Source organism: Marinobacter sp. G5_S1_61_S3 (assembly GCF_054968585.1).
In genome coordinates this window covers 96,350-115,710 of record NZ_JBQKUK010000011.1, presented here as the reverse complement: position 1 = coordinate 115,710, position 19,361 = coordinate 96,350, and the positions used below count along the sequence as shown (strand labels likewise).

17 protein-coding genes and 1 pseudogene are annotated in these 19,361 nt (G+C 59.1%); 12 read left to right on the top strand and 6 right to left on the bottom strand.

Annotated features, from left to right (window positions below):
- Positions 1–121: 121 nt before the first annotated feature.
- Both polA and ACTRWH_RS12645 read left to right on the top strand, forming a co-directional pair.
- Entirely contained in the window at positions 122–2,857 is a 2,736-nt protein-coding gene (polA, locus tag ACTRWH_RS12650; protein WP_228210354.1) for a DNA polymerase I, read from the top strand.
- Between the two features lie 221 nt (positions 2,858–3,078).
- Positions 3,079–3,447: a hypothetical protein gene (locus ACTRWH_RS12645; protein ID WP_228210353.1), complete on the top strand. Its 369-nt coding sequence runs from the start codon at positions 3,079–3,081 to the stop codon at positions 3,445–3,447.
- A 29-nt stretch (positions 3,448–3,476) separates the two neighbouring features.
- On the opposite strand, the gene ACTRWH_RS12640 is transcribed toward ACTRWH_RS12645, so the two are convergent.
- The 3 genes from ACTRWH_RS12640 to ACTRWH_RS12630 form a co-directional block, all read right to left on the bottom strand.
- Positions 3,477–4,883, bottom strand: coding sequence for an OmpP1/FadL family transporter (locus ACTRWH_RS12640; RefSeq protein ID WP_177190611.1), 1,407 nt, complete (start codon positions 4,881–4,883; stop codon positions 3,477–3,479).
- A 115-nt stretch (positions 4,884–4,998) separates the two neighbouring features.
- The gene (locus tag ACTRWH_RS12635; RefSeq protein WP_036203149.1) at positions 4,999–6,120 is read right to left on the bottom strand and encodes a PilT/PilU family type 4a pilus ATPase; all 1,122 of its coding nucleotides are present in this window, start codon (positions 6,118–6,120) and stop codon (positions 4,999–5,001) included.
- Between the two features lie 174 nt (positions 6,121–6,294).
- A complete protein-coding gene (locus ACTRWH_RS12630) occupies positions 6,295–7,329 on the bottom strand; it encodes a type IV pilus twitching motility protein PilT (protein ID WP_027830795.1) in 1,035 nt (344 codons plus the stop codon).
- A 145-nt stretch (positions 7,330–7,474) separates the two neighbouring features.
- Here ACTRWH_RS12630 and ACTRWH_RS12625 point away from each other — a divergent pair, with 145 nt between their 5' ends.
- From ACTRWH_RS12625 to ACTRWH_RS12580, 10 genes and pseudogenes are all read left to right on the top strand, one after another.
- Positions 7,475–8,167, top strand: a complete 693-nt coding sequence (locus ACTRWH_RS12625) for a YggS family pyridoxal phosphate-dependent enzyme (RefSeq protein WP_228210352.1) — start codon at positions 7,475–7,477, stop codon at positions 8,165–8,167.
- 83 nt (positions 8,168–8,250) lie between these two features.
- Positions 8,251–9,084 (top strand): pyrroline-5-carboxylate reductase, encoded by an 834-nt coding sequence (gene proC, locus ACTRWH_RS12620; protein WP_036203143.1) that lies wholly within the window; start codon positions 8,251–8,253, stop codon positions 9,082–9,084.
- 23 nt (positions 9,085–9,107) lie between these two features.
- Positions 9,108–9,689 (top strand): YggT family protein, encoded by a 582-nt coding sequence (locus tag ACTRWH_RS12615; protein ID WP_036203140.1) that lies wholly within the window; start codon positions 9,108–9,110, stop codon positions 9,687–9,689.
- 243 nt (positions 9,690–9,932) lie between these two features.
- Positions 9,933–10,742: pseudogene (locus tag ACTRWH_RS12610) on the top strand (dynamin family protein); the annotation flags it as partial.
- A 1,324-nt stretch (positions 10,743–12,066) separates the two neighbouring features.
- Entirely contained in the window at positions 12,067–13,215 is a 1,149-nt protein-coding gene (gene metX, locus ACTRWH_RS12605; protein WP_036203135.1) for a homoserine O-succinyltransferase MetX, read from the top strand.
- Positions 13,212–13,814 carry a methionine biosynthesis protein MetW gene (metW, locus tag ACTRWH_RS12600; protein WP_036203131.1) on the top strand — a complete coding sequence of 201 codons (603 nt, stop codon included), beginning with the start codon at positions 13,212–13,214 and terminating at the stop codon, positions 13,812–13,814. The genes metX and metW overlap by 4 nt, the downstream gene beginning before the upstream one ends.
- On the top strand, positions 13,811–14,266 hold the full coding sequence (locus ACTRWH_RS12595) for a DUF4426 domain-containing protein (protein ID WP_036203129.1): 456 nt from the start codon (positions 13,811–13,813) through the stop codon (positions 14,264–14,266). Before metW ends, ACTRWH_RS12595 begins: the two co-directional genes overlap by 4 nt.
- A complete protein-coding gene (gene rdgB, locus ACTRWH_RS12590) occupies positions 14,266–14,877 on the top strand; it encodes an RdgB/HAM1 family non-canonical purine NTP pyrophosphatase (protein WP_041332631.1) in 612 nt (203 codons plus the stop codon). The genes ACTRWH_RS12595 and rdgB overlap by 1 nt, the downstream gene beginning before the upstream one ends.
- Before the next feature lie 2 nt (positions 14,878–14,879).
- Positions 14,880–16,034, top strand: a complete 1,155-nt coding sequence (hemW, locus tag ACTRWH_RS12585) for a radical SAM family heme chaperone HemW (protein WP_174447628.1) — start codon at positions 14,880–14,882, stop codon at positions 16,032–16,034.
- Positions 16,034–16,567 (top strand): hypothetical protein, encoded by a 534-nt coding sequence (locus tag ACTRWH_RS12580; RefSeq protein ID WP_041332628.1) that lies wholly within the window; start codon positions 16,034–16,036, stop codon positions 16,565–16,567. Before hemW ends, ACTRWH_RS12580 begins: the two co-directional genes overlap by 1 nt.
- 25 nt (positions 16,568–16,592) lie before the next feature.
- Here ACTRWH_RS12580 and trmB read toward each other — a convergent pair whose 3' ends face one another.
- The 3 genes from trmB to ACTRWH_RS12565 form a co-directional block, all read right to left on the bottom strand.
- On the bottom strand, positions 16,593–17,309 hold the full coding sequence (gene trmB / locus ACTRWH_RS12575; RefSeq protein ID WP_007154277.1) for a tRNA (guanosine(46)-N7)-methyltransferase TrmB: 717 nt from the start codon (positions 17,307–17,309) through the stop codon (positions 16,593–16,595).
- Positions 17,310–17,385: 76 nt separating this feature from the next.
- Positions 17,386–18,909 carry a YifB family Mg chelatase-like AAA ATPase gene (locus tag ACTRWH_RS12570; protein WP_228210351.1) on the bottom strand — a complete coding sequence of 508 codons (1,524 nt, stop codon included), beginning with the start codon at positions 18,907–18,909 and terminating at the stop codon, positions 17,386–17,388.
- Between the two features lie 59 nt (positions 18,910–18,968).
- A complete protein-coding gene (locus ACTRWH_RS12565) occupies positions 18,969–19,223 on the bottom strand; it encodes an accessory factor UbiK family protein (RefSeq protein WP_036203113.1) in 255 nt (84 codons plus the stop codon).
- Positions 19,224–19,361: the final 138 nt, after the last annotated feature.

Below are 19,361 nucleotides of genomic sequence, written 5' to 3'. Positions count from 1 at the left end.
TACTCTTCGGTTCTGTTTAGAGACGTGCATAATCACGCTGACACACGGGAAATGCACCCCGTTTATGTCAGAGTTGCACAAGCCTATCAACGCTTCAATCAGAATCCGGATCCGTTTTGATATGACACAGCAGCAGACTCCGCCGGTAGTTCTTGTAGATGGCTCTTCCTACCTCTTCCGCGCCTATCATGCCCTGCCGCCACTGATGACCAGCAAGAGCCACCCCACGGGCGCCATAAAGGGCGTTATCAGCATGATCCGGAAGCTGGAACAGGATTTTCCAGGCTCAAAAATGGTGGTGGTGTTCGACGCCAAGGGTAAGACCTTTCGCAACGACCTGTACGAAGACTACAAGGCCACCCGCCCGCCTATGCCGGACGACCTGGCCATGCAGATCCAGCCAATCCACGACATGGTTCGGGCCATGGGCCTGCCCTTGTTGATCGTCAGTGGCGTGGAAGCCGACGATGTCATCGGCACCCTGGCCCATGAAGCCACCAGCAAGGGCATTGATGTGGTGGTGTCGACCGGCGACAAGGACATGGCGCAGCTGGTGAGCGATCACGTCACCCTGATTAACACCATGACGGATACCCGCATGGACCGCGACGGCGTGGTCGAGAAATTCGGCATTGGCCCGGAGCAGATCGTGGACTACCTGGCGCTGGTGGGCGACAAGGTGGACAACATTCCCGGAGTCAACAAGTGCGGCCCGAAAACCGCCGTTAAATGGCTACAGGCGTGGGACAACCTGGATAACATCATCGAGCACTCGGATGAGGTCAAAGGCAAAATTGGCGAATACCTTCGGGAAGCCATCGAAACCCTGCCGCTCAGTCGCCAACTGGCCACCATCAAAACCGACGTGGATCTTGAGTTCGGGCTGGAAGACCTCAAGCTGAGGACCCAGGACGACGGTCAGTTGCTGGAACTGTTCCGGGAATATGAGCTTCGATCCTGGATTGCCGAGCTCGAAAACGGCGACTCAGCCGATGAAAAAAGCGCGGACGATGCCGTCGACAACAGCGCCAATCCGGCCAGCAAAGAGAAAACATACACAATAGTGACCGATCAGGCAGAGCTGGATACCTGGATTGATCGCCTCAACAAGGCACCGCTGTTCGCCTTTGATACCGAGACCACCAGCCTGCGTTATATGGACGCCGATGTCGTTGGTGTGTCCTTTGCCATTGAGCCCGGCGAGGCTGCCTACGTGCCATTTGGCCACGATTATATGGGCGCCCCGGAACAACTGGACCGGGAAACAGTGCTGAACCAGTTGAAACCACTGCTGGAAGACCCGAAGAAAGCTAAGCTCGGCCAGAACCTCAAATACGACAAGAACGTGCTGGCCAACCACGGCATCCACCTGGAAGGCATTGCGGAAGACACCATGCTGGAGTCCTACGTACTCAATTCCGTAGGGTCTCGTCACGACATGGACTCGCTGGCCAGGCAATACCTGGGCGAGCAGACCATCACTTTCGAATCCATCGCCGGCAAAGGCGCCAAGCAACTGACCTTCAACCAGATTGATCTGGAGCAGGCTGGCCCCTACGCGGCAGAAGACGCCGATATCACCCTTCGACTGCACCAGGCGCTGCGACCGCAACTGGAGAAAACCGGCCGGCTGCGGGACGTCTATGAAAACATCGACCTGCCACTGGTGCCCGTACTGTCCCGTATGGAGCAACGAGGTGCGATGATCAGCGCCAGCACGCTGCGCAAGCACAGCCAGGAACTGGCAGAGCGTATGGCGGAGCTTGAGAAGGAAGCCCACGAGGAAGCCGGCGAAAGCTTCAATCTGGGCTCTCCCAAGCAACTACAGGCCATTTTCTACGACAAGATGGGGCTGCCGGTGGTAAAGAAAACCCCGAAAGGCGCGCCCTCCACGGCGGAACCGGTGCTGCAGGAACTGGCCCACGAGCATACCCTGCCCCGATTGATCCTTGAGCACCGCAGCCTGAGCAAGCTGAAATCCACCTACACCGACACCTTGCCGGAATTGATTCACCATCGCACTGGCCGGATTCACACCTCCTATCACCAGGCGGTAACGGCCACCGGCCGGCTGTCGTCCTCGGAGCCGAACCTGCAGAACATTCCCATCCGCAGCGAACAGGGCCGGCGCATTCGCCAGGCTTTCGTGGCCCCGGAGGGCTACAAGCTGATGGCGGCGGACTACTCCCAGATTGAGCTGCGCATCATGGCGCACCTGTCGGGCGACAAGGGACTGCTCAAGGCATTCGAAAAGGGCGAGGACATTCACCGGGCGACGGCTGCCGAAGTCTTTGGCGTGGCCGTCGACGACGTCTCCGGCGACCAGCGCCGCAGCGCCAAGGCCATCAACTTCGGACTCATTTATGGCATGTCCGCCTTTGGCCTTGGACGCCAGTTGGATGTGGGCCGCAACCAAGCACAGGAGTATATTGACCGCTATTTCGAGCGCTATCCCGGCGTGCTGAAATACATGGACAGAATTCGCAAACAGGCCCACGACGACGGATACGTGGAAACGCTCTACGGCCGTCGCCTGTACCTGCCGGAAATCAACGCCCGCAACAAGCAGCTTCAACAGGCCGCCGAGCGTACGGCCATCAATGCCCCCATGCAGGGGACTGCCGCGGACATTATCAAACGGGCCATGGTCAGCGTTGAGGACTGGCTACAGGAACATCACCAGGACGATGCCCGAATGATCCTGCAGGTTCACGACGAACTGATTCTGGAAGTGCGTGAATCCGCCGTGGACAAGATTCGCGAAGGCCTTGAGAAGCGGATGTCTGCTGCAGCATCGCTGGATGTACCCTTACTGGTGGAGGCCGGCGTCGGTAATAACTGGGACGAAGCCCACTGAACCCTCTCGCCCAGGTTCCGTTTTGGGGCGAACAAGGTGGTTTCGCCCCAAAACACACCATTCTTTTTGCAGTCTCACCAGTATGCTCCCAGCAACGACGGCGCTGGGCTCGACAGCCGAAAACGGCACGAAATTCGCAAGCCTTGTGAGGGTCGGCCCCGCATTCGCATGAGTGAATACCGGGGCCATGTTGTGACACTTTTCTACCCGAGGCACTCACCATGACTTTTCTGGCTTCCGAGCGCAGTTGGCTTATGAACCCTGGCTTACTGAAACTGGTTCACCAGTGTCGCCGCTTAATTCAGTCTGAGTTCGGGGTAAAGCTGCACCTCACGGAAGAGCACCTGGAACGGCATCTAGCGGACTACGCCAGCAAAACCCGCTCAGCCCACCTCATCCACACCTGGGAAATACTCAGACCCCAGATCCCTCACTTGGACCTGCACGACGATACCGACAATGCGAAGCGAATGTATCGCGGACAGGAAATTGCCGAGGAAACGTCTAGGGGCGACAGTAGTGCTTCCGAAACGGAAGCAGAAAGGGCGAGAAAGAAGAAGGTTATCTATCGTGGGCAGGTTATTGATTGAGGGGCGCCGTACGCCCCTCAAGGTATCACTTAAAACTGCTTGCTGACCTGTACCCCCGCACTCCAGGCATCAAGCTCGTAGGTACCACGGTAGCGAGCCGCCCCGGGCATGGGCTCGTCGTTGACGTCATAGTTCTGTTCGTTCACCTCTTCGTCGTCGAACAGCAACACCCCGGCGGCCACGTCTACCGTCCAGCCTGAACGGGCGTCGGCGTACTGTGCGCCCAGCGTGACCCAATCGCGATCCCCTGACGGGATTCGAGCCGTACGGAAATCGTCGTTCACCGGCGACTCATCCCAGGCATAGCCAGCCTTGAATGCCCACTCCGGGGTCGCCTGCCAGATGGCGCCGACATTGGCCTGCCAGGTGTCTTTCCAGTTTTCCGAAACGTGCGTCACCAGGCGCTCATCACCAAGACCGGGCCCTGCCTGAGAAGAAATTGGGCCATTGTCCTCACGGCTGACCACATCCAATGCCTCAAACCGGCTCCACTTGGCCCAGGTCGCACCTGCCAGCAGTGTTACGGTATCGGTCAATTGGTGACGGGCACCGAAGGTAATGCTCTCGGGAATATCCAGCGGGACAGTCACCCGTTCAGTGACCGTGGACTGGCTGAACGTCAGGCCACCACCGCTAAGGCTACCCTGCGGATAGTTACGAACTTCCGCGTCGCCATCCAGCTCCAGTTCTGTTCCGGTCTGGGCGGATATACCAAACTGTGTTCGCTCCGACATTTCCCAAAGCAAGCCAAAGGCGAAGGTGAGCGCCACGTCACTGCCTTCGATATCCGCGTAACCGTCTTCCAGGGTCCCCGGGGGCAACCCGAAGCGGGCTTCCGTACCACTGTAGTCCTGGAACTTGGTCAGCCGGCCTTCGGCGTAGATCACATTGACGCCAGCACCCATGGAGAATCCATTACCGTCGTTAACGGCAATGGACGGGCTGAATGCAATGGCGGTCAGCTCGGTCTTGTCCGCGAAAAAGCGCCCCTTGAAGTCATCCTCGTAATCCGCCGCAAGGCCATAGGGGGCGTGCAGACCGAAGCCCACGTCCAGCCAGTCGTTGATTTCGTGGGTCATGTAAAAATTGGGAAGGACGGCCGGGTCGGCGATATCACCACCGTTTCCACCGGCGACGGGACGGCCGTCATCGCGAACGGCACTGCCAGTGCCTTCCTTGAGCTCGGCATCAATATCCAGAACGGCGGCACCAAACGACATATTGGTGCCGGAAAGCTGGCTCATGCCGGCCGGATTGAAGAAAACCGTAGTGGCATTTTCCGGATTGGCTGCGGTGCCGGCGTTAGCAACGCCCATGGCACTGGCACTTTGCTCATTGAGTGAAAAACCACCGGCCAGCGCTGCGGCGGGTGCCACCAACGCCGATACCGTCGCGATTCGGATAACAGAGCCGGGCAATACTTTGTTTTTGCGCATAAATCCCCCTGGATGATCGTCGGAGCGGAGTATACGCATCACGGGCCAATGGCCTCAAATGCCATCCCTACTGATTCAGAACCCTAATTGTTTACTACTTTAGTCTAATCCTCGATCAATCGTCCTGGATCGACAACTTGTCGACACTGGAAGCCAGCTTGTCAGCGCCCTGGGAATCGGCACCCAGCTTGATCATCAGGCGCAGGTCGTTGGCTGAATCCGCGTGCGCGAGGGCATCCTCATAAGTGATGGAGCCTTCGGCATAGAGTTCATAAAGCGCCTGATCAAAGGTGCGCATGCCGCTCTCGTTGGACTTGGACATCAGTTCCTTAAGTCGGTGCACTTCGCCTTTTCGAATCAGGTCCGCGACCAACGGTGTGTTGATCAACACTTCAATGACGGCTTTGCGGCCCTGCCCGTCCGGCGTCGGGATCAACTGTTGAGCGACGATGGCCTTGAGGTTCAGGGACAGGTCCATCCAGATCTGGTTGTGCTGTTCCGGCGGGAAGAACTGGATAATCCGGTCCAGCGCCTGGTTGGCGTTGTTGGCGTGCAGGGTAGCGAGGCACAGGTGGCCGGTTTCAGCAAACTGCACAGAGTATTCCATGGTCTGGCGGGTACGCACCTCACCGATGAGGATCACGTCCGGTGCCTGGCGCAGGGTGTTCTTCAGAGCCACTTCAAAGCTATCGGTATCGATGCCCACCTCTCGCTGGGTCACGATACAGCCCTGGTGCTGGTGCACGAATTCGATGGGGTCTTCGATGGAGATAATGTGGCCCCGGCTGTTGCGGTTACGATGCCCGAGCATAGCCGCCAGCGAGGTGGACTTACCGGTACCGGTGGCACCCACGAACATGATCAGGCCACGCTTGGTCATGGCCAGATCCTTGATGATTTCCGGCAGTGCCAGGTCATCAATCTGCGGGATTTTCACCTCGATCCGCCGCAGGACCATGCCGCAGAGGTTGCGCTGGAAGAAGGCGCTGACACGGAAGCGACCGATGCCTCGGGCACTGATGGCGAAGTTACACTCGTGGCTTTCTTCGAATTCGACCCGCTGTTTGTCGTTCATGGCACCATAGACGAACTCCCTCGTCTGCTCAGGCGTCAATGCATTCTTGGTGACAGGCAGGACCTTGCCGTTGACCTTCATGGAGGGTGGCACACCGGCGGTTATGAAAAGATCGGAACCGCCTTTTTCCACCATCAAACGGAGCAGTTTTTCGAATTCCATGACTTTCTACCTATTTTTCTGACTTTCGGTGTCCGGGTGTCGGGTAGGGCCCGTTCCAGGGCACGCTGTTAATACGTCCATGTACGCTCGACAAAAACATCCCTGCTTTTTGACGTCCCTGGAACGGGCCCTACCCGACACCTCCCGAATTATGTGCCAAGCCCGCTACCAAGCTTAGAAATTATCCGGCATTTTTGCCTTCATTCTCGCGGCTTCGCGGGAAATCAGGCCTTTCTTCAAGAGCTTTTCCAGACACTGATCCAGGGTTGTCATGCCCAGGGAGCCACCGGTCTGGATTGCCGAGTACATCTGAGCAATCTTGTCCTCGCGGATCAGGTTACGGATCGCCGAGGTGCCAATCATGATCTCGTGAGCCGCAATCCGGCCACCGCCCATCTTCTTCATCAGGGTCTGGGAGATAACCGCCTGCAACGACTCTGACAACATCGAACGAACCATGGATTTCTCTTCCGCCGGGAACACGTCCACCACACGGTCGATGGTTTTGGCCGCCGAGGTGGTGTGCAGGGTGCCGAACACCAGGTGACCGGTTTCCGCCGCCGTCAGGGCCAGGCGGATGGTTTCCAGGTCCCGCAGCTCGCCGACCAGGATAATGTCCGGGTCTTCCCGCAGTGCGGAGCGCAGGGCTTCGTTGAAGCCCAGGGTGTCACGATGCACTTCCCGCTGGTTCAGCAGGCACTTCTTGGATTCGTGTACGAATTCGATGGGGTCCTCGATGGTGAGGATGTGCTCATAGCGGCTGTCGTTGATGTAGTCGATCATCGCCGCCAGGGTGGTGGACTTACCGGAGCCTGTTGGGCCCGTAACCAGCACCAGACCTCGTGGCACAGAGGCGATGTCCTTGAACACCTGCCCCATACCGAGGTCTTCCATCGTCAGTACCTTTGACGGGATGGTCCGGAAGACAGCACCGGAGCCACGGTTCTGGTTAAACGCGTTAACACGGAAGCGGGCGACACCAGGCACCTCGAAGGAGAAGTCGGTCTCCAGGAACTCTTCGTAGTCCTTGCGCTGCTTGTCGTTCATGATGTCGTAGATCAGCCCATGGACTTCTTTATGCTCCATTGGCGGAAGGTTGATGCGGCGGACATCGCCATCAACACGGATCATCGGGGGAAGGCCGGCAGACAGGTGCAAGTCTGATGCGCCCTGTTTGGCCGAAAAGGCAAGCAGTTCAGTAATATCCATAGGGGTCCTCGGAAGGCTTTTTTCTTTTATCCCGGTATGCGCCGGCTCCGGTCATTGGCACTGAACGGCTTCACTTGGCATTTCAGTAACCTGCGGGTAACGTGTCAGCGTATCAGAGACTGACCGGAATCGGCGGATTCGCACTATGAGCAGCATAGCAGACAACATCGGGAGCGTAACCCGACGCATACAAAAAGCAACATTGAAGGCCGGCCGCAGCGCGGGTTCCGTGCATCTGCTGGCGGTCAGTAAGACGCGCCCGGCCGACGAGCTTCGCACGGCTTACAGCGCCGGCCAACGGGCATTTGGTGAAAACTACGTTCAGGAAGCTCTGGACAAAATGGAGGAGCTGAAGGAACTGGACGCCATCGAATGGCACTTTATAGGCCCCATTCAATCCAACAAGACCCGCCAGATTGCCGGGGCATTTGCCTGGGCACACAGCGTTGACCGACTCAAGATTGCTCAGCGCCTGAACGATCAGCGCCCTTCCACTCTCCCGCCGTTGAATATCTGCCTTCAGGTGAACATCAACAATGAGGAGAGCAAGTCCGGTTGTACCCTGGAGGATCTCACCAACATGGCAGACGCCATCGAAGAGATGCCAAATCTCTCGCTCAGGGGGCTGATGGCGATTCCGGACCCGGATCAGCCCGAGGCGGAGTTACGCTCAAGTTTTCGCAAGTTGGCCAATGCGCTGAAGCACATGCGCCAGGAGGCTCCCGGCTGCGGTCCGCTGGACACCCTCTCCATGGGCATGTCCGGCGACCTTGAGATGGCCATTGAGGAGGGCGCAACCTGGGTAAGAGTCGGTACCGCCCTGTTCGGGCCTCGGTAACCGGAAGCTGACAGGCCCAGATCCTGTTATCATCAGCGGCAGACTGACAATTGACCACTACTGATCCAAACGTGGAGTGAACCTTGAGCACATCACCAACGATTTCGTTTATCGGTGCCGGCAACATGGCCAGCGCCATCATCGGTGGCATGCTGGACAGCGGCTTCAAGGCCGCCAACATCTGGGTCAGCGCCCCCGATGACAACCATCTTCAATCCATCCGCAAACAATTTGGTGTCAGCGTCACCACCGACAATCGTTACTGCGCCGAGCAGGCGGACATGGTGGTTCTGGCGGTGAAGCCACAGGTTATGGCAAGTGTTTGCTCAGACATCGCCCCGGTGGTGCAGAACACCCGCCCGCTAATGGTGTCGATCGCGGCCGGGCTGGAAGCTTCCACCCTGGACGAGTGGCTCGGTGGCGGACTGCCGCTGGTGCGCGTGATGCCCAACACGCCATCGCTGGTTGGTAAAGGGGCTGCCGGGCTCTATGCCAATGATCAGGTCAAGGAAAAGCAGAAGACCATGGTGGAGTCGGTCTTTAACAGCATTGGCTCGGCGCTCTGGGTGGAGGACGAATCCCTCCTGCATGCAGTGACTGCACTTTCTGGCAGCGGCCCCGCCTATTTCTTCCTGATGCTGGAAGCACTGGAAGAGGCGGCCACCGATGCCGGCATTGCCGGCGAGACCGCACGCGCACTGGCAATCCAGACCATGGCCGGCGCCGCCGAAATGGCAGGACGCAGTGAACACGACCCCGGCCAGCTCAAACGCAATGTCATGTCTCCCGGTGGCACCACAGAACAGGCCATCCAGACCTTTGAAGAAGGTGGCATGAGAGATCTGGTCAAGAAGGCCTACTCAGCCGCTTACAAGCGCTCCGGGGAAATGGCCAAAGAACTCGCCAATAAACAGTAACCAATAACGGGAGACACGGCTTCATGCTGGCTGACATTCTGATCACCATTCTGCTCATTGCCTCGACGTTCTACCTGACGATCGTGCTGCTGCGCTTTTTGCTGCAACTGGCCAGGGCGGATTTCTACAATCCGATCTCGCAGTTTGTTGTGAAAGCCACCAACCCGCTGCTGCGTCCGCTTCGCCGCTTTATTCCCGGTTGGGGCGGTATCGACGGCGCAGCCCTGGTGCTGGCGGTCATCATCCAGGCGATCACCTTTTTCCTCATTCTTGTGGCCCTGAACAGCAGCATACCGGCGATCAACCCGCTCACCCTGCTCAGCTGGGCTATCCTTAACGTTCTTGATCTGATCGTTAAGATCTACTTCTGGTCCGTCATTGCAGTCGTGGTCGTCAGCTGGATTGCGCCACAAAGCGGCCACCCTGCTATCCAACTGGTTGCGCAGATCACCGAACCCGTGATGCGCCCCGTACGCAATGTGATGCCATCCATGGGCGGCCTGGATCTGTCCCCGATTATCGTGTTCCTGATCCTCAATGTGGTTTCGGTGGTGATCGACCACATGAAGGTAGCCGCCGGCATGGGCTCCATCGTCGGAATGTAGACCACCTCTCAAAAACACATTCCGTTACATATCAGGACAATAAACTACTCTCACCTGCAGCTGGTTCATCTATCTGAATCAGCTGCACTTTTTTCCTTCTACACGTCGCCCTGCTATACAGACCCGTGATCGCCGCCGCAGATTTGCCGCGCCAATGCGGTAACATTAGCTATATTTTTGGCACAACTTTAACCAACCAAGATCCAACGCAGTCGCCCGGAAGTCGCGCAGAAGGATGGTCCGATGAACAAGCAAGGAACCCTGTCGCAGCAGGTAGAGGCCTACCACGGCTGGAAAAAAGAACTGATCAGGCAGATCGGTCGCTACCGTCTGTGGCTGCAGGACAACAACCTGTTTTCAGACGATGTCAGCAACCGCATTCGTCACGGCCTTGAGCTGCTGATCGAAGACGAACTCACCATTGCTTTCGTGGGTGAGTATTCCCGCGGCAAGACGGAACTGATCAACGCCCTCTTCTTTTCAGAATACGGCCAGCGCATGCTGCCATCCCAGGCGGGCCGCACCACCATGTGCCCGACCGAGCTGTTCTTTGACCGCACGTCAAACAGCAACTACCTGTTGCTGCTCCCGATCGAAACCAGGACCGGCGAGCTCTCCCTGCAGCAACTGCGCAAGCAGCCCGAACGCTGGGTCAAACACGACCTGGACGAGCGCGACCCGGAAATCATGCGGGAAGTTCTGGCGGAAGTGGCTCGCGTAAAGAGCGTCACTCCGCAGGAAGCCCGCAAACTGGGCTTCGACGAGGACATGCTGGAGCATGACCGCAACAAGCCGGGTAATGTCGTGGTGCCGGCCTGGCGCAACGCCCAGATCAGCATTCGCCATCCGTTGTTCGAACGCGGCCTGCGCATACTGGACACCCCGGGGCTCAACGCTCTCGGCTCAGAGCCAGAACTGACCATCAGTATGTTGCCTCGCGCCCACGCCATTATCTTCCTGTTGAGCGCGGATACCGGCGTCACTGCCAGCGACATGACGATCTGGAAGGATCACATCGACACCGAGCACGCCGACCACCGCGCTGGCCGATTCGCAGTGCTCAACAAGATCGACGTGCTCTGGGATGATCTCCAGGGCGAGAAGCATACCCAGGAAGCCATTGACCGGGTGCGTAGCTACACCGCCGACCACCTCGGCATGCGCCAGAACGACGTGATACCGCTGTCCGCCAAGCAAGGCCTGCTGGCCCGGGTCAAAGGCAACGAAGAACTGCTTGAACGTTCGAACCTCGCCCAACTGGAACAGTTGATCATCCAGCGCATCCTGATGCACAAGGAACAGCTGATTACACAGAGCCTGATCAACGACCTGTTGGGCATGCTGCAGAACAGTCAGGCCGCCATGCAAAACCGGCTGGACGCACTGGAAGAAGAGCTGCAGGCCTGTTCTGGCGTCACCATGGACACTGACGCACTGCGGCGCCTGGCCGACCGCGCCCAGCGGGACTATGACTTCTACTACAAGAAGCTGATTACGCTCCGGTCCAGCCGCCGGCTGATGGATTCCCAGGGCGAGATGCTCAAGGGGCTGGTTAGCGAGGATCGGTTTGAGTCCCATGCCGAGAAAGTCCGCCAGAAGATGTCGAAGAGCTGGACCACTGCCGGCATGAACCACAGCATGGATCATTTCTTCGAGCTGCTGGAAAATGATCTGAGCAACCTTCTCAGCGAAGGGCGGCTGGCCGAAAAAATGGTGGGCGCCATCTACCGCCGCTACAACGAAGACACCCGGGCCCGTCACCTGGAGCCAATTCCATTACGGGCAGGTCGTCACGTTATTGCCATCCGCGAACTGCGCAAGAAGGCAAAACGCTTCCGCATCAGCCCCAAAAATCTGTTGACGGAGCAGTCGCTGCTGGTCAGGCGCTTCTTCAACGTGATGGTGGGCGAAGCCCGAACACTGCATCTGCGCGTGCGGGCCGATGTCGAACGCTGGCCATCGGAAGCACTACTACCAATCATGCAGTACTCCATGGAACAGAAGCAGTTGCTGGAGCACCAGATCCGTCGCCTCCGGGACATGGTTCGCAGCGACCGCGACAGCCGGGCCGAACGCGAACGACTGCAGAACACCATCAGCGATCTGACACGCCAGCTTGAACTGGCTGACGCCATGCAGCGGCAAATCCGTAAACCAGCACCCACTCTGATCCAACAGAAGGTGGTCAACATTTCCGGCGCGGTCTGACCGGCGCCGGAAATGGCGGTTGCAGCCATGCAGGCCGGCCTTTAAACTGCTTGGCTGGCAATCGCCTGGCCATATCAGTTAGGCCTGCACTTACATGCAGGTTTCCGCCCGGCCATTGCCTGAAACGTCTTCCAGATAATACGGACTGAATCAGGAACCTGTCGCGCCAATGCCCGATCCCTTGCCAACGGATTCTGTCGGGATAGTCACCCCACAGACACTGCACTTCGATACACCGATCACTCTCGCCTGCGGTCAGACGCTGGAGAGTTACGATCTGGTGATTGAGACTTACGGCAAGCTGAATGCGGATGCCACCAACGCGGTATTGATCTGTCACGCCCTCAGCGGCCACCACCATGCCGCCGGTTATCACAGCAAGGAAGACCGCAAGCCGGGATGGTGGGACAGCTGCATTGGCCCCGGCAAGCCCATCGATACCAACCGGTTTTTCGTTGTCAGCCTGAACAATCTGGGTGGCTGCCATGGCAGCACCGGACCCGGCAGCGTCAATCCGAAGACCGGCCAGCCCTACGGCCCTGATTTCCCGGTGATCACGGTACGCGACTGGGTCCACAGCCAGGCGTTACTGGCCGACCGACTCGGCATTGAATGTTGGGCCGCCGTAGTGGGAGGCTCCCTCGGCGGGATGCAGGCGCTTCAGTGGAGCCTGGACTACCCGGACCGTTTGCGGCATGCCGTGACCATTGCTTCCACACCACGCCTGAGCGCCCAGAATATCGCCTTCAATGAAGTGGCGCGACAGGCGATCACGTCCGACCGTGAGTTCCACGACGGCCGCTACTATGAGCACGACACGTTGCCGCGCCGGGGGCTGATGCTGGCACGCATGGTGGGCCACATTACCTATCTGTCCGACGCCTCCATGGGCGAGAAATTTGGCCGCGAACTGCGCGACCAGGCCTACAAGTTCGGCTATGACGCAGAGTTCCAGGTGGAGAGTTACCTGCGTTACCAGGGTGAGCGTTTCTCGGAGTCATTCGACGCCAATACCTACCTGCTGATGACCAAGGCTCTGGATTACTTTGACCCAGCCTACGAGCACGACAATGACCTGGCAAAGGCGCTGCTCCGTGCGCGCTGCGAATTCCTTGTCGTGTCGTTCAGCACCGACTGGCGGTTTACCCCGGCACGGTCCGAGGAATTAGTAAATGCCATGATCGCGGCCCGCTGCAAGGTCAGCTATGCTGAAATCGACGCACCCTGGGGGCATGACGCCTTCCTGATTCCCACACCACGTTACACCGCCATCTTCCATTCCTACATGGACCGGGTCGCACGGGAGGTAGGCGCATGAGAACAGACCTGAAAATCATCGAGCAATGGATCAGCGCCGGCAGCCATGTACTGGATCTGGGCTGCGGCGACGGCACCCTGCTGGACTACCTGCAGCGGGAAAAAAGAGCAACAGGGTTTGGCCTGGAAATCAATCCGGACCATATCACCACCTGCATGGGTCGCGGGGTGTCCGTCATTGAGCAGAACCTGGACACCCAGGGCCTGGGGAACTTCGAAGATCACTCCTTCGACACCGTGCTGATGACACAAGCCTTGCAGGCGGTCCGGCGCCCGGACATGGTCCTCGACGAGATGCTTCGCGTGGGCCGCGAGGGCATCGTAACCTTCCCCAACTTCGCTTACTGGCGATTGCGCTGGTACCTGATGCGCCGGGGTCGTATGCCTGAATCCGAAACGCTACCGTACAAATGGTACAACACCCCTAACATCCACCTGTGCACCTTCAAGGATTTTGAAGCCCTCTGCTTCCGCAAGGACGTCCGGATACTGAACCGCACGGTGGTTGACGGTGAACACCAGGATCGTTGGCTCAGCCGCCTTTGGCCCAATATGTTGGGGCAGATCGCCATTTACCGGATAACCCGGGAGGAATCATGACCATACATAGTCGCAATCACTGGCAGGCGATACTGTCGCTGGCGTGCCTGATTCTGTTCGCCAGCCAGAGCCATGCCGACTCAAAGGATTTTGGTGAATTCGAAGTACACTGGAGCGTTTTCCCAAGCACCTTCCTGGCCCCGGAAATTGCCCGCGAGAACAACCTTAATCGCAGCCGCGGCATCGGTATCGTCAACATATCCATCATGAGGGAAACCGAGGATGGCGGCCTGGAGCCGGTATCAGGCCAGGTGGAAGGCAAGGTCATGAACGATATCCAGCAGGCCCGGTTCCTGGCGTTTCGACGCATCCAGGAAGGCAACGCTGTCTATTTCATCGCCGAATACCAATACAGCAACGCCGAGTTGATGACCTTCCAGATCACCACCCGTCCCACGGGTGCCAGACAGGATCTGCCCATCCGTTTCACCCACACGCTGTTTAACGACTGATGACTAACGCCACCAACAGACTGGTCATTGCCAGCAACAACAAGGGCAAGATCGCCGAACTCACAGACTTGCTCGGCCCACTCGGGCTGACGCCCGTAGCCCAGGGTGAATTGGGGGTTGGCGAGGCGGAGGAGCCAGCGGTCACCTTCGTGGAGAACGCCATCCTCAAGGCACGCCATGCCGCCCGGATCACCGGGTTGCCGGCCCTTGCGGATGACTCTGGCCTGGCGGTGGATGCCCTTGGCGGGGCACCCGGCGTCCGTTCGGCCCGTTACGCCGGTGACACAGCCAGCGACGCAGACAACGTCCGGGCACTGCTCGACGCGCTGAAAGACGTTCCCGAGGGCCAACGCACGGCCCAGTTCCACTGCGTACTGGTCTACCTGCGCCATGCCGATGACCCCACACCGGTGATCTGTCATGGCCGCTGGCCAGGAAGCATCCTGCCAGAGCCCCGGGGTGAGGGTGGTTTCGGGTACGACCCGGTGTTCCTGGTACCGGAAACCGGCACCAGTGCCGCTGAACTGCCCCGTGCTGAAAAAGGCCGTATCAGCCACCGCGGGCGGGCACTGGCGCTGCTTCTGGACCAGTTGGGGAAAGAGCCGGGGTGACCATGACCCCGACGCCCGACACAGCGGTGAGCACCCTGCCCCCGCTAAGCCTGTATATTCACGTACCCTGGTGCGTGAAAAAGTGCCCTTACTGCGACTTCAACTCCCACGCATTGACCGGCGACATTCCCGAGAACGACTATCTTGATGCAATCATGGAGGACCTTGCCGGTGACCTCGCATTAATTCAGGGGCGCCCGATCGAAACCGTCTTCATCGGCGGCGGCACGCCTTCGTTAATGTCGCCGGACTTCTACAACATACTGTTCGACCGGCTGCGCACTCACCTGTCGTTTACTGACGATGCCGAGATTACACTGGAGGCCAACCCGGGCACAGTGGAACAGACTCGCTTTAACGGCTTCCGTGGCGCCGGCATAAACCGGCTCTCACTGGGCATCCAGAGTTTCAACCCCCTGCGATTGAAGGCACTGGGGCGCATCCACGATGACAAGGCGGCCCACAGGGCTATCGAGGCCGCCCGCAATGCCGGCTTTGACAACTTCAACCTGGACCTGATGCATGGCTTGCCGGGCCAGACACCGGCAGACGCCCTGGATGACCTGCGGGCGGCCATGTCGTGGCAACCCCCGCACCTGTCCTGGTACCAGCTGACCCTGGAGCCCAACACCGAGTTCTACAGCCGCCCGCCCCAACTGCCCGACGACGACCACCTCTGGGAAATCTATTGCCAGGGTGCCGACTACCTGCATCAGCAGGGGTTTACGGACTACGAGGTATCAGCCTGGAGCAGGCCTGGAATGGCGTCCCGCCACAACCTGAATTACTGGATGTTCGGAGATTATCTGGCGCTGGGCGCTGGTGCCCATGGCAAGGTTACCTTCCGCAACGGCGATATCCGGCGTTTCTGGAAAACCCGGCAACCCGAAGCCTACATGAACCGCATCGGCAGCCGCACCGCGGGCAGCCAAATGGTCGAACTGGAAGAAAGGCCACTGGAGTTTCTGATGAATGCCTTGAGGCTGACGTCCGGTGTGCCGGAAAACCTGTTCACAGAGCGTACAGGTTTACCGTTGAGCAGAGTTGCGGTAAAACTTGAGGCGCTAAGAAAAGAAAACATGCTGGAACCGGGACGGATACAGACCACGGAACTCGGACAGCGTTATCTGAACAGTCTGCTGGAGCGCTTCCTCTGATGTCACTGCCGCGCCTTATGACCCTGTTGCCCAAACGGCTCAACCTGAGCCTGGCGGCCACCGCCGTCCTGTTGCTGGTCCTGGTTGTGGTCAATCAGCCCCTGCAGACCGGTTCGGCTCCCCAGGGCATCGTCAGCCTTCAGATGGCCGCCACGGCGGACCAGTCCATGGCCATACTGCGCAGCTGGCGACAGGACGGCATGCTATGGGCACAGATATCCCTTTGGCTGGACTTCCTGTTTGTACCCGCTTACCTGGCCACGCTGATTTTCCTGACCAATCACCTGATGCGGGACCGGCCGGGCGTTCGGGAACGTAACGTGGCACGCTGGGTGAAGGCCCTGTTTGTGACCGCGGGGGCCGGCGATCTAACGGAAAACATCTTGCTACTCAATAACATGGACCCGCCCACGGATATGGTCAGCCTGTCCGCCACGCTCTGCGCATTGGTGAAATTCACCGGCCTGATGCTGGGCTGCGCCGGATTGGTGATCATTCGTGCCGCCCGGCGCCATCCGCTGGCCCACGAGTAGCAACTTCCGTCAGCGTACCGACAGCCTAGTTGGTGCGGTAAAACACCAGATCCCAGACGCCGTGCCCCAACGTCTCGCCCCGTTTCTCAAACTTGGTGATCGGGCGGTCTTCCGGGCGCGGCGAATATTCGCCGATGTCCTGTGAGTTCGCAAAACCCTCGGATTCTCCCATGATCTCCATCATGTGTTCCGCGTAGTTTTCCCAATCGGTGGCCAGGTGCAGGATCCCGCCCACGCGCAGTTTATGGCGCAGGCGCTGGACGAATTCGTGCTGGATCAGCCGGCGTTTGTGGTGGCGCTTCTTGTGCCACGGGTCCGGGAAAAACACCATCACCCGGTCCAGCGCTGCATCGGGCAGGCACCGGTCGATCACATCGTTGGCATCAATGGCGTAGACACGAACATTCTCCAGCCCCCGGTCTTCAATCTCTTTCAGCAGTGCACCAACCCCGGGCAGGTGCACTTCCACGCCGATGAAGTCCTGCTCCGGTGCCGCTTCCGCCATGTCTGCCAGGGACTTGCCCATACCAAACCCGATCTCCAGGTTAAGCATGTTGTCCCGTCCAAAGATCTGGCGTGGGTCAATCATGCCCTGTTCACGGGTCAGGCCGTATTTGGGCCAACTGCGGTCGTAGGCCTTTTTCTGGCCTTCGGTCATCCGCCCCTGGCGCAGCACGAAACTGCGTACGCCACGGCGGGTCGTCACGGGTGAATCGCCGGAAACATCGTTGTGATCGGTCATCTGACGTCCTCAACCGCCCTGTGCGGTTTTCCTTCAATGGGTTATGGCGACAGTTTACCAGAGGCCGCCCAGCGGACTATACCGAAACCTGCGCATTCCGGGTCTGCTGCCGGTCCAGCTTGCGGTAACCCAACGCCTCAACCAGATGGCCATTGCCAATGTGGTCGAGGCCGTCCAGGTCCGCCAGGGTCCGTGCCACCCGCAGGATGCGATGCAATGCCCTGGCAGAGAGCCCCAGCCGCTCCATGGCGGCGGATAACATGGCCTCGCCTGCTGCATCCACGCGGCAGTGCGTCTGCAGCTCACCGCCACTTAACGCGGCGTTTCCGGATCCTCGCTGCATTTGCCGCTCGCGGGCCTGATACACCCGATCCCGCACAACCGTGCTGGACTCACCCCCACCGTCACGCTTCATCAGCACTTCCCCGCTCTGAACCGGCACTTCCACGTGCAAATCGAACCGGTCCAGCAGTGGCCCTGATATCTTTGCCCGATAACGGAGCACCTGCGGGGGCGTACACTGGCACTCAATCGTCGGATGCCCCAGATAGCCACACGGGCACGGGTTCATGGCCGCCACGACCTGGAAACAGGCTGGAAAAGTCACCTGCCTTGCTGCGCGACTGATGGCAATCTCGCCGGACTCCATGGGTTCCCGCAGCACTTCCAGCACCCGGCGCTCGAACTCTGGCAGCTCGTCGAGAAACAACACACCGCGGTGCGCCAGGGAGATTTCTCCGGGGCGCGGACTGCTACCGCCACCCACCATGGCAACCGACGAGGCAGTATGATGGGGCGCGCGGTACGGCGGCCGGCACCACTCTCCGTCCCGTACGGGATGACCGGCCACGGAGTGGATGCTTGCTACCTCAAGCGCAGATTCGGTGGTTAGCGGTGGCAAAATACCCGGCAGACGGCTGGCGAGCATGCTTTTACCAGTGCCCGGTGGACCAAACATCAGCAGGTTATGCCCGCCGGCGGCGGCGATTTCCAGCGCCCGCCGCGGCACGCTCTGACCATGCACGTCCGCAAGGTCCGGACCGGCGTTCACGCCCGTGTCCAGCACCGCTGGCGGTACCGGGGAAATCCTTGCCCGATCACACAGGTGTTCGCAGACCGTCAGTAAATGGCCGGCTGGCAACACATCGTCCTGACTGGCCAGTGCGGCTTCCGCGGCATTGGCCTGGGGGATCAGCAACCGACGCCCCTCGTTGCGGGCTGCCAGTATCGCCGGGAGCACACCTTTCAACGGTCTCAGCGCACCATCCAGGGAAAGCTCTCCCACGCATTCATACTGTGCGAGACTTTCCGCCGGAATCTGTCCGGAAGCGGCAAGAATGCCCAGGGCAATGGGGAGATCGAAGCGGCCGCCCTCCTTGGGCAGGTCCGCAGGAGCCAGATTGATGGTGATTCGGCGGGCGGGGAATTCAAAGCCGGCGTTCATCAGCGCACTGCGAACACGCTCCCGGCTTTCACGAACCCCCGTTTCGGGGAGCCCGACGATGGACAGCGCCGGCAGGCCGCCTGACAGGTGGACTTCAACGGTAACGGAGGGTGCTGAAACGCCAATACTGGCGCGGGTATGGACAACGGCAAACATGACAACCTTCCATGGTTATAGGGAATAGCGGCTTGGCCGCCTGACGGGCGTCCTGCCTGTCAGCTACTCGGGAACTGCTTTTCCAGGTCAGCCACGCGCTTTTCCAGCGCTTCGACCTTTTCGCGGGTTTTCATCAGTACAGCTTGCTGGGCATCGAATTCTTCTCGGGTGACCAACTCAAGGCGCGACAGAACCGTCATCACTGTGGCGCGGGCCTGAGCTTCAAAGTCCTCACGGGCGGCACGGGCCATATCGGGAACGAACTGGCCGAACTGTCCCTGAAGCTGGGAAAAGAAATCCTGTGGACCTTTCACGAGTCACCTCTCAAAAATCACCGGTCAAAATCGCTGCGCTGGACTATACCTCGTCCTCGGCGGGCTTTTCGTCGTGCCTGAACGACGGATCGGAGTGTAACACTAATGCCTCCCCTGCCATACTGTGGCCGTCGACAG

What these genes read in the sequence shown, in the direction of transcription:
- polA (WP_228210354.1), top strand. Translation starts at nt 122, where the DNA reads ATGACACAGCAGCAGACTCCGCCGGTAGTTCTTGTAGATGGCTCTTCC.
- ACTRWH_RS12645 (WP_228210353.1), top strand. Translation starts at nt 3,079, where the DNA reads ATGACTTTTCTGGCTTCCGAGCGCAGTTGGCTTATGAACCCTGGCTTA.
- ACTRWH_RS12640 (WP_177190611.1), bottom strand. Translation starts at nt 4,883, where the DNA reads ATGCGCAAAAACAAAGTATTGCCCGGCTCTGTTATCCGAATCGCGACG.
- ACTRWH_RS12635 (WP_036203149.1), bottom strand. Translation starts at nt 6,120, where the DNA reads ATGGAATTCGAAAAACTGCTCCGTTTGATGGTGGAAAAAGGCGGTTCC.
- ACTRWH_RS12630 (WP_027830795.1), bottom strand. Translation starts at nt 7,329, where the DNA reads ATGGATATTACTGAACTGCTTGCCTTTTCGGCCAAACAGGGCGCATCA.
- ACTRWH_RS12625 (WP_228210352.1), top strand. Translation starts at nt 7,475, where the DNA reads ATGAGCAGCATAGCAGACAACATCGGGAGCGTAACCCGACGCATACAA.
- ACTRWH_RS12615 (WP_036203140.1), top strand. Translation starts at nt 9,108, where the DNA reads ATGCTGGCTGACATTCTGATCACCATTCTGCTCATTGCCTCGACGTTC.
- metX (WP_036203135.1), top strand. Translation starts at nt 12,067, where the DNA reads ATGCCCGATCCCTTGCCAACGGATTCTGTCGGGATAGTCACCCCACAG.
- metW (WP_036203131.1), top strand. Translation starts at nt 13,212, where the DNA reads ATGAGAACAGACCTGAAAATCATCGAGCAATGGATCAGCGCCGGCAGC.
- ACTRWH_RS12595 (WP_036203129.1), top strand. Translation starts at nt 13,811, where the DNA reads ATGACCATACATAGTCGCAATCACTGGCAGGCGATACTGTCGCTGGCG.
- rdgB (WP_041332631.1), top strand. Translation starts at nt 14,266, where the DNA reads ATGACTAACGCCACCAACAGACTGGTCATTGCCAGCAACAACAAGGGC.
- hemW (WP_174447628.1), top strand. Translation starts at nt 14,880, where the DNA reads ATGACCCCGACGCCCGACACAGCGGTGAGCACCCTGCCCCCGCTAAGC.
- ACTRWH_RS12580 (WP_041332628.1), top strand. Translation starts at nt 16,034, where the DNA reads ATGTCACTGCCGCGCCTTATGACCCTGTTGCCCAAACGGCTCAACCTG.
- trmB (WP_007154277.1), bottom strand. Translation starts at nt 17,309, where the DNA reads ATGACCGATCACAACGATGTTTCCGGCGATTCACCCGTGACGACCCGC.
- ACTRWH_RS12570 (WP_228210351.1), bottom strand. Translation starts at nt 18,909, where the DNA reads ATGTTTGCCGTTGTCCATACCCGCGCCAGTATTGGCGTTTCAGCACCC.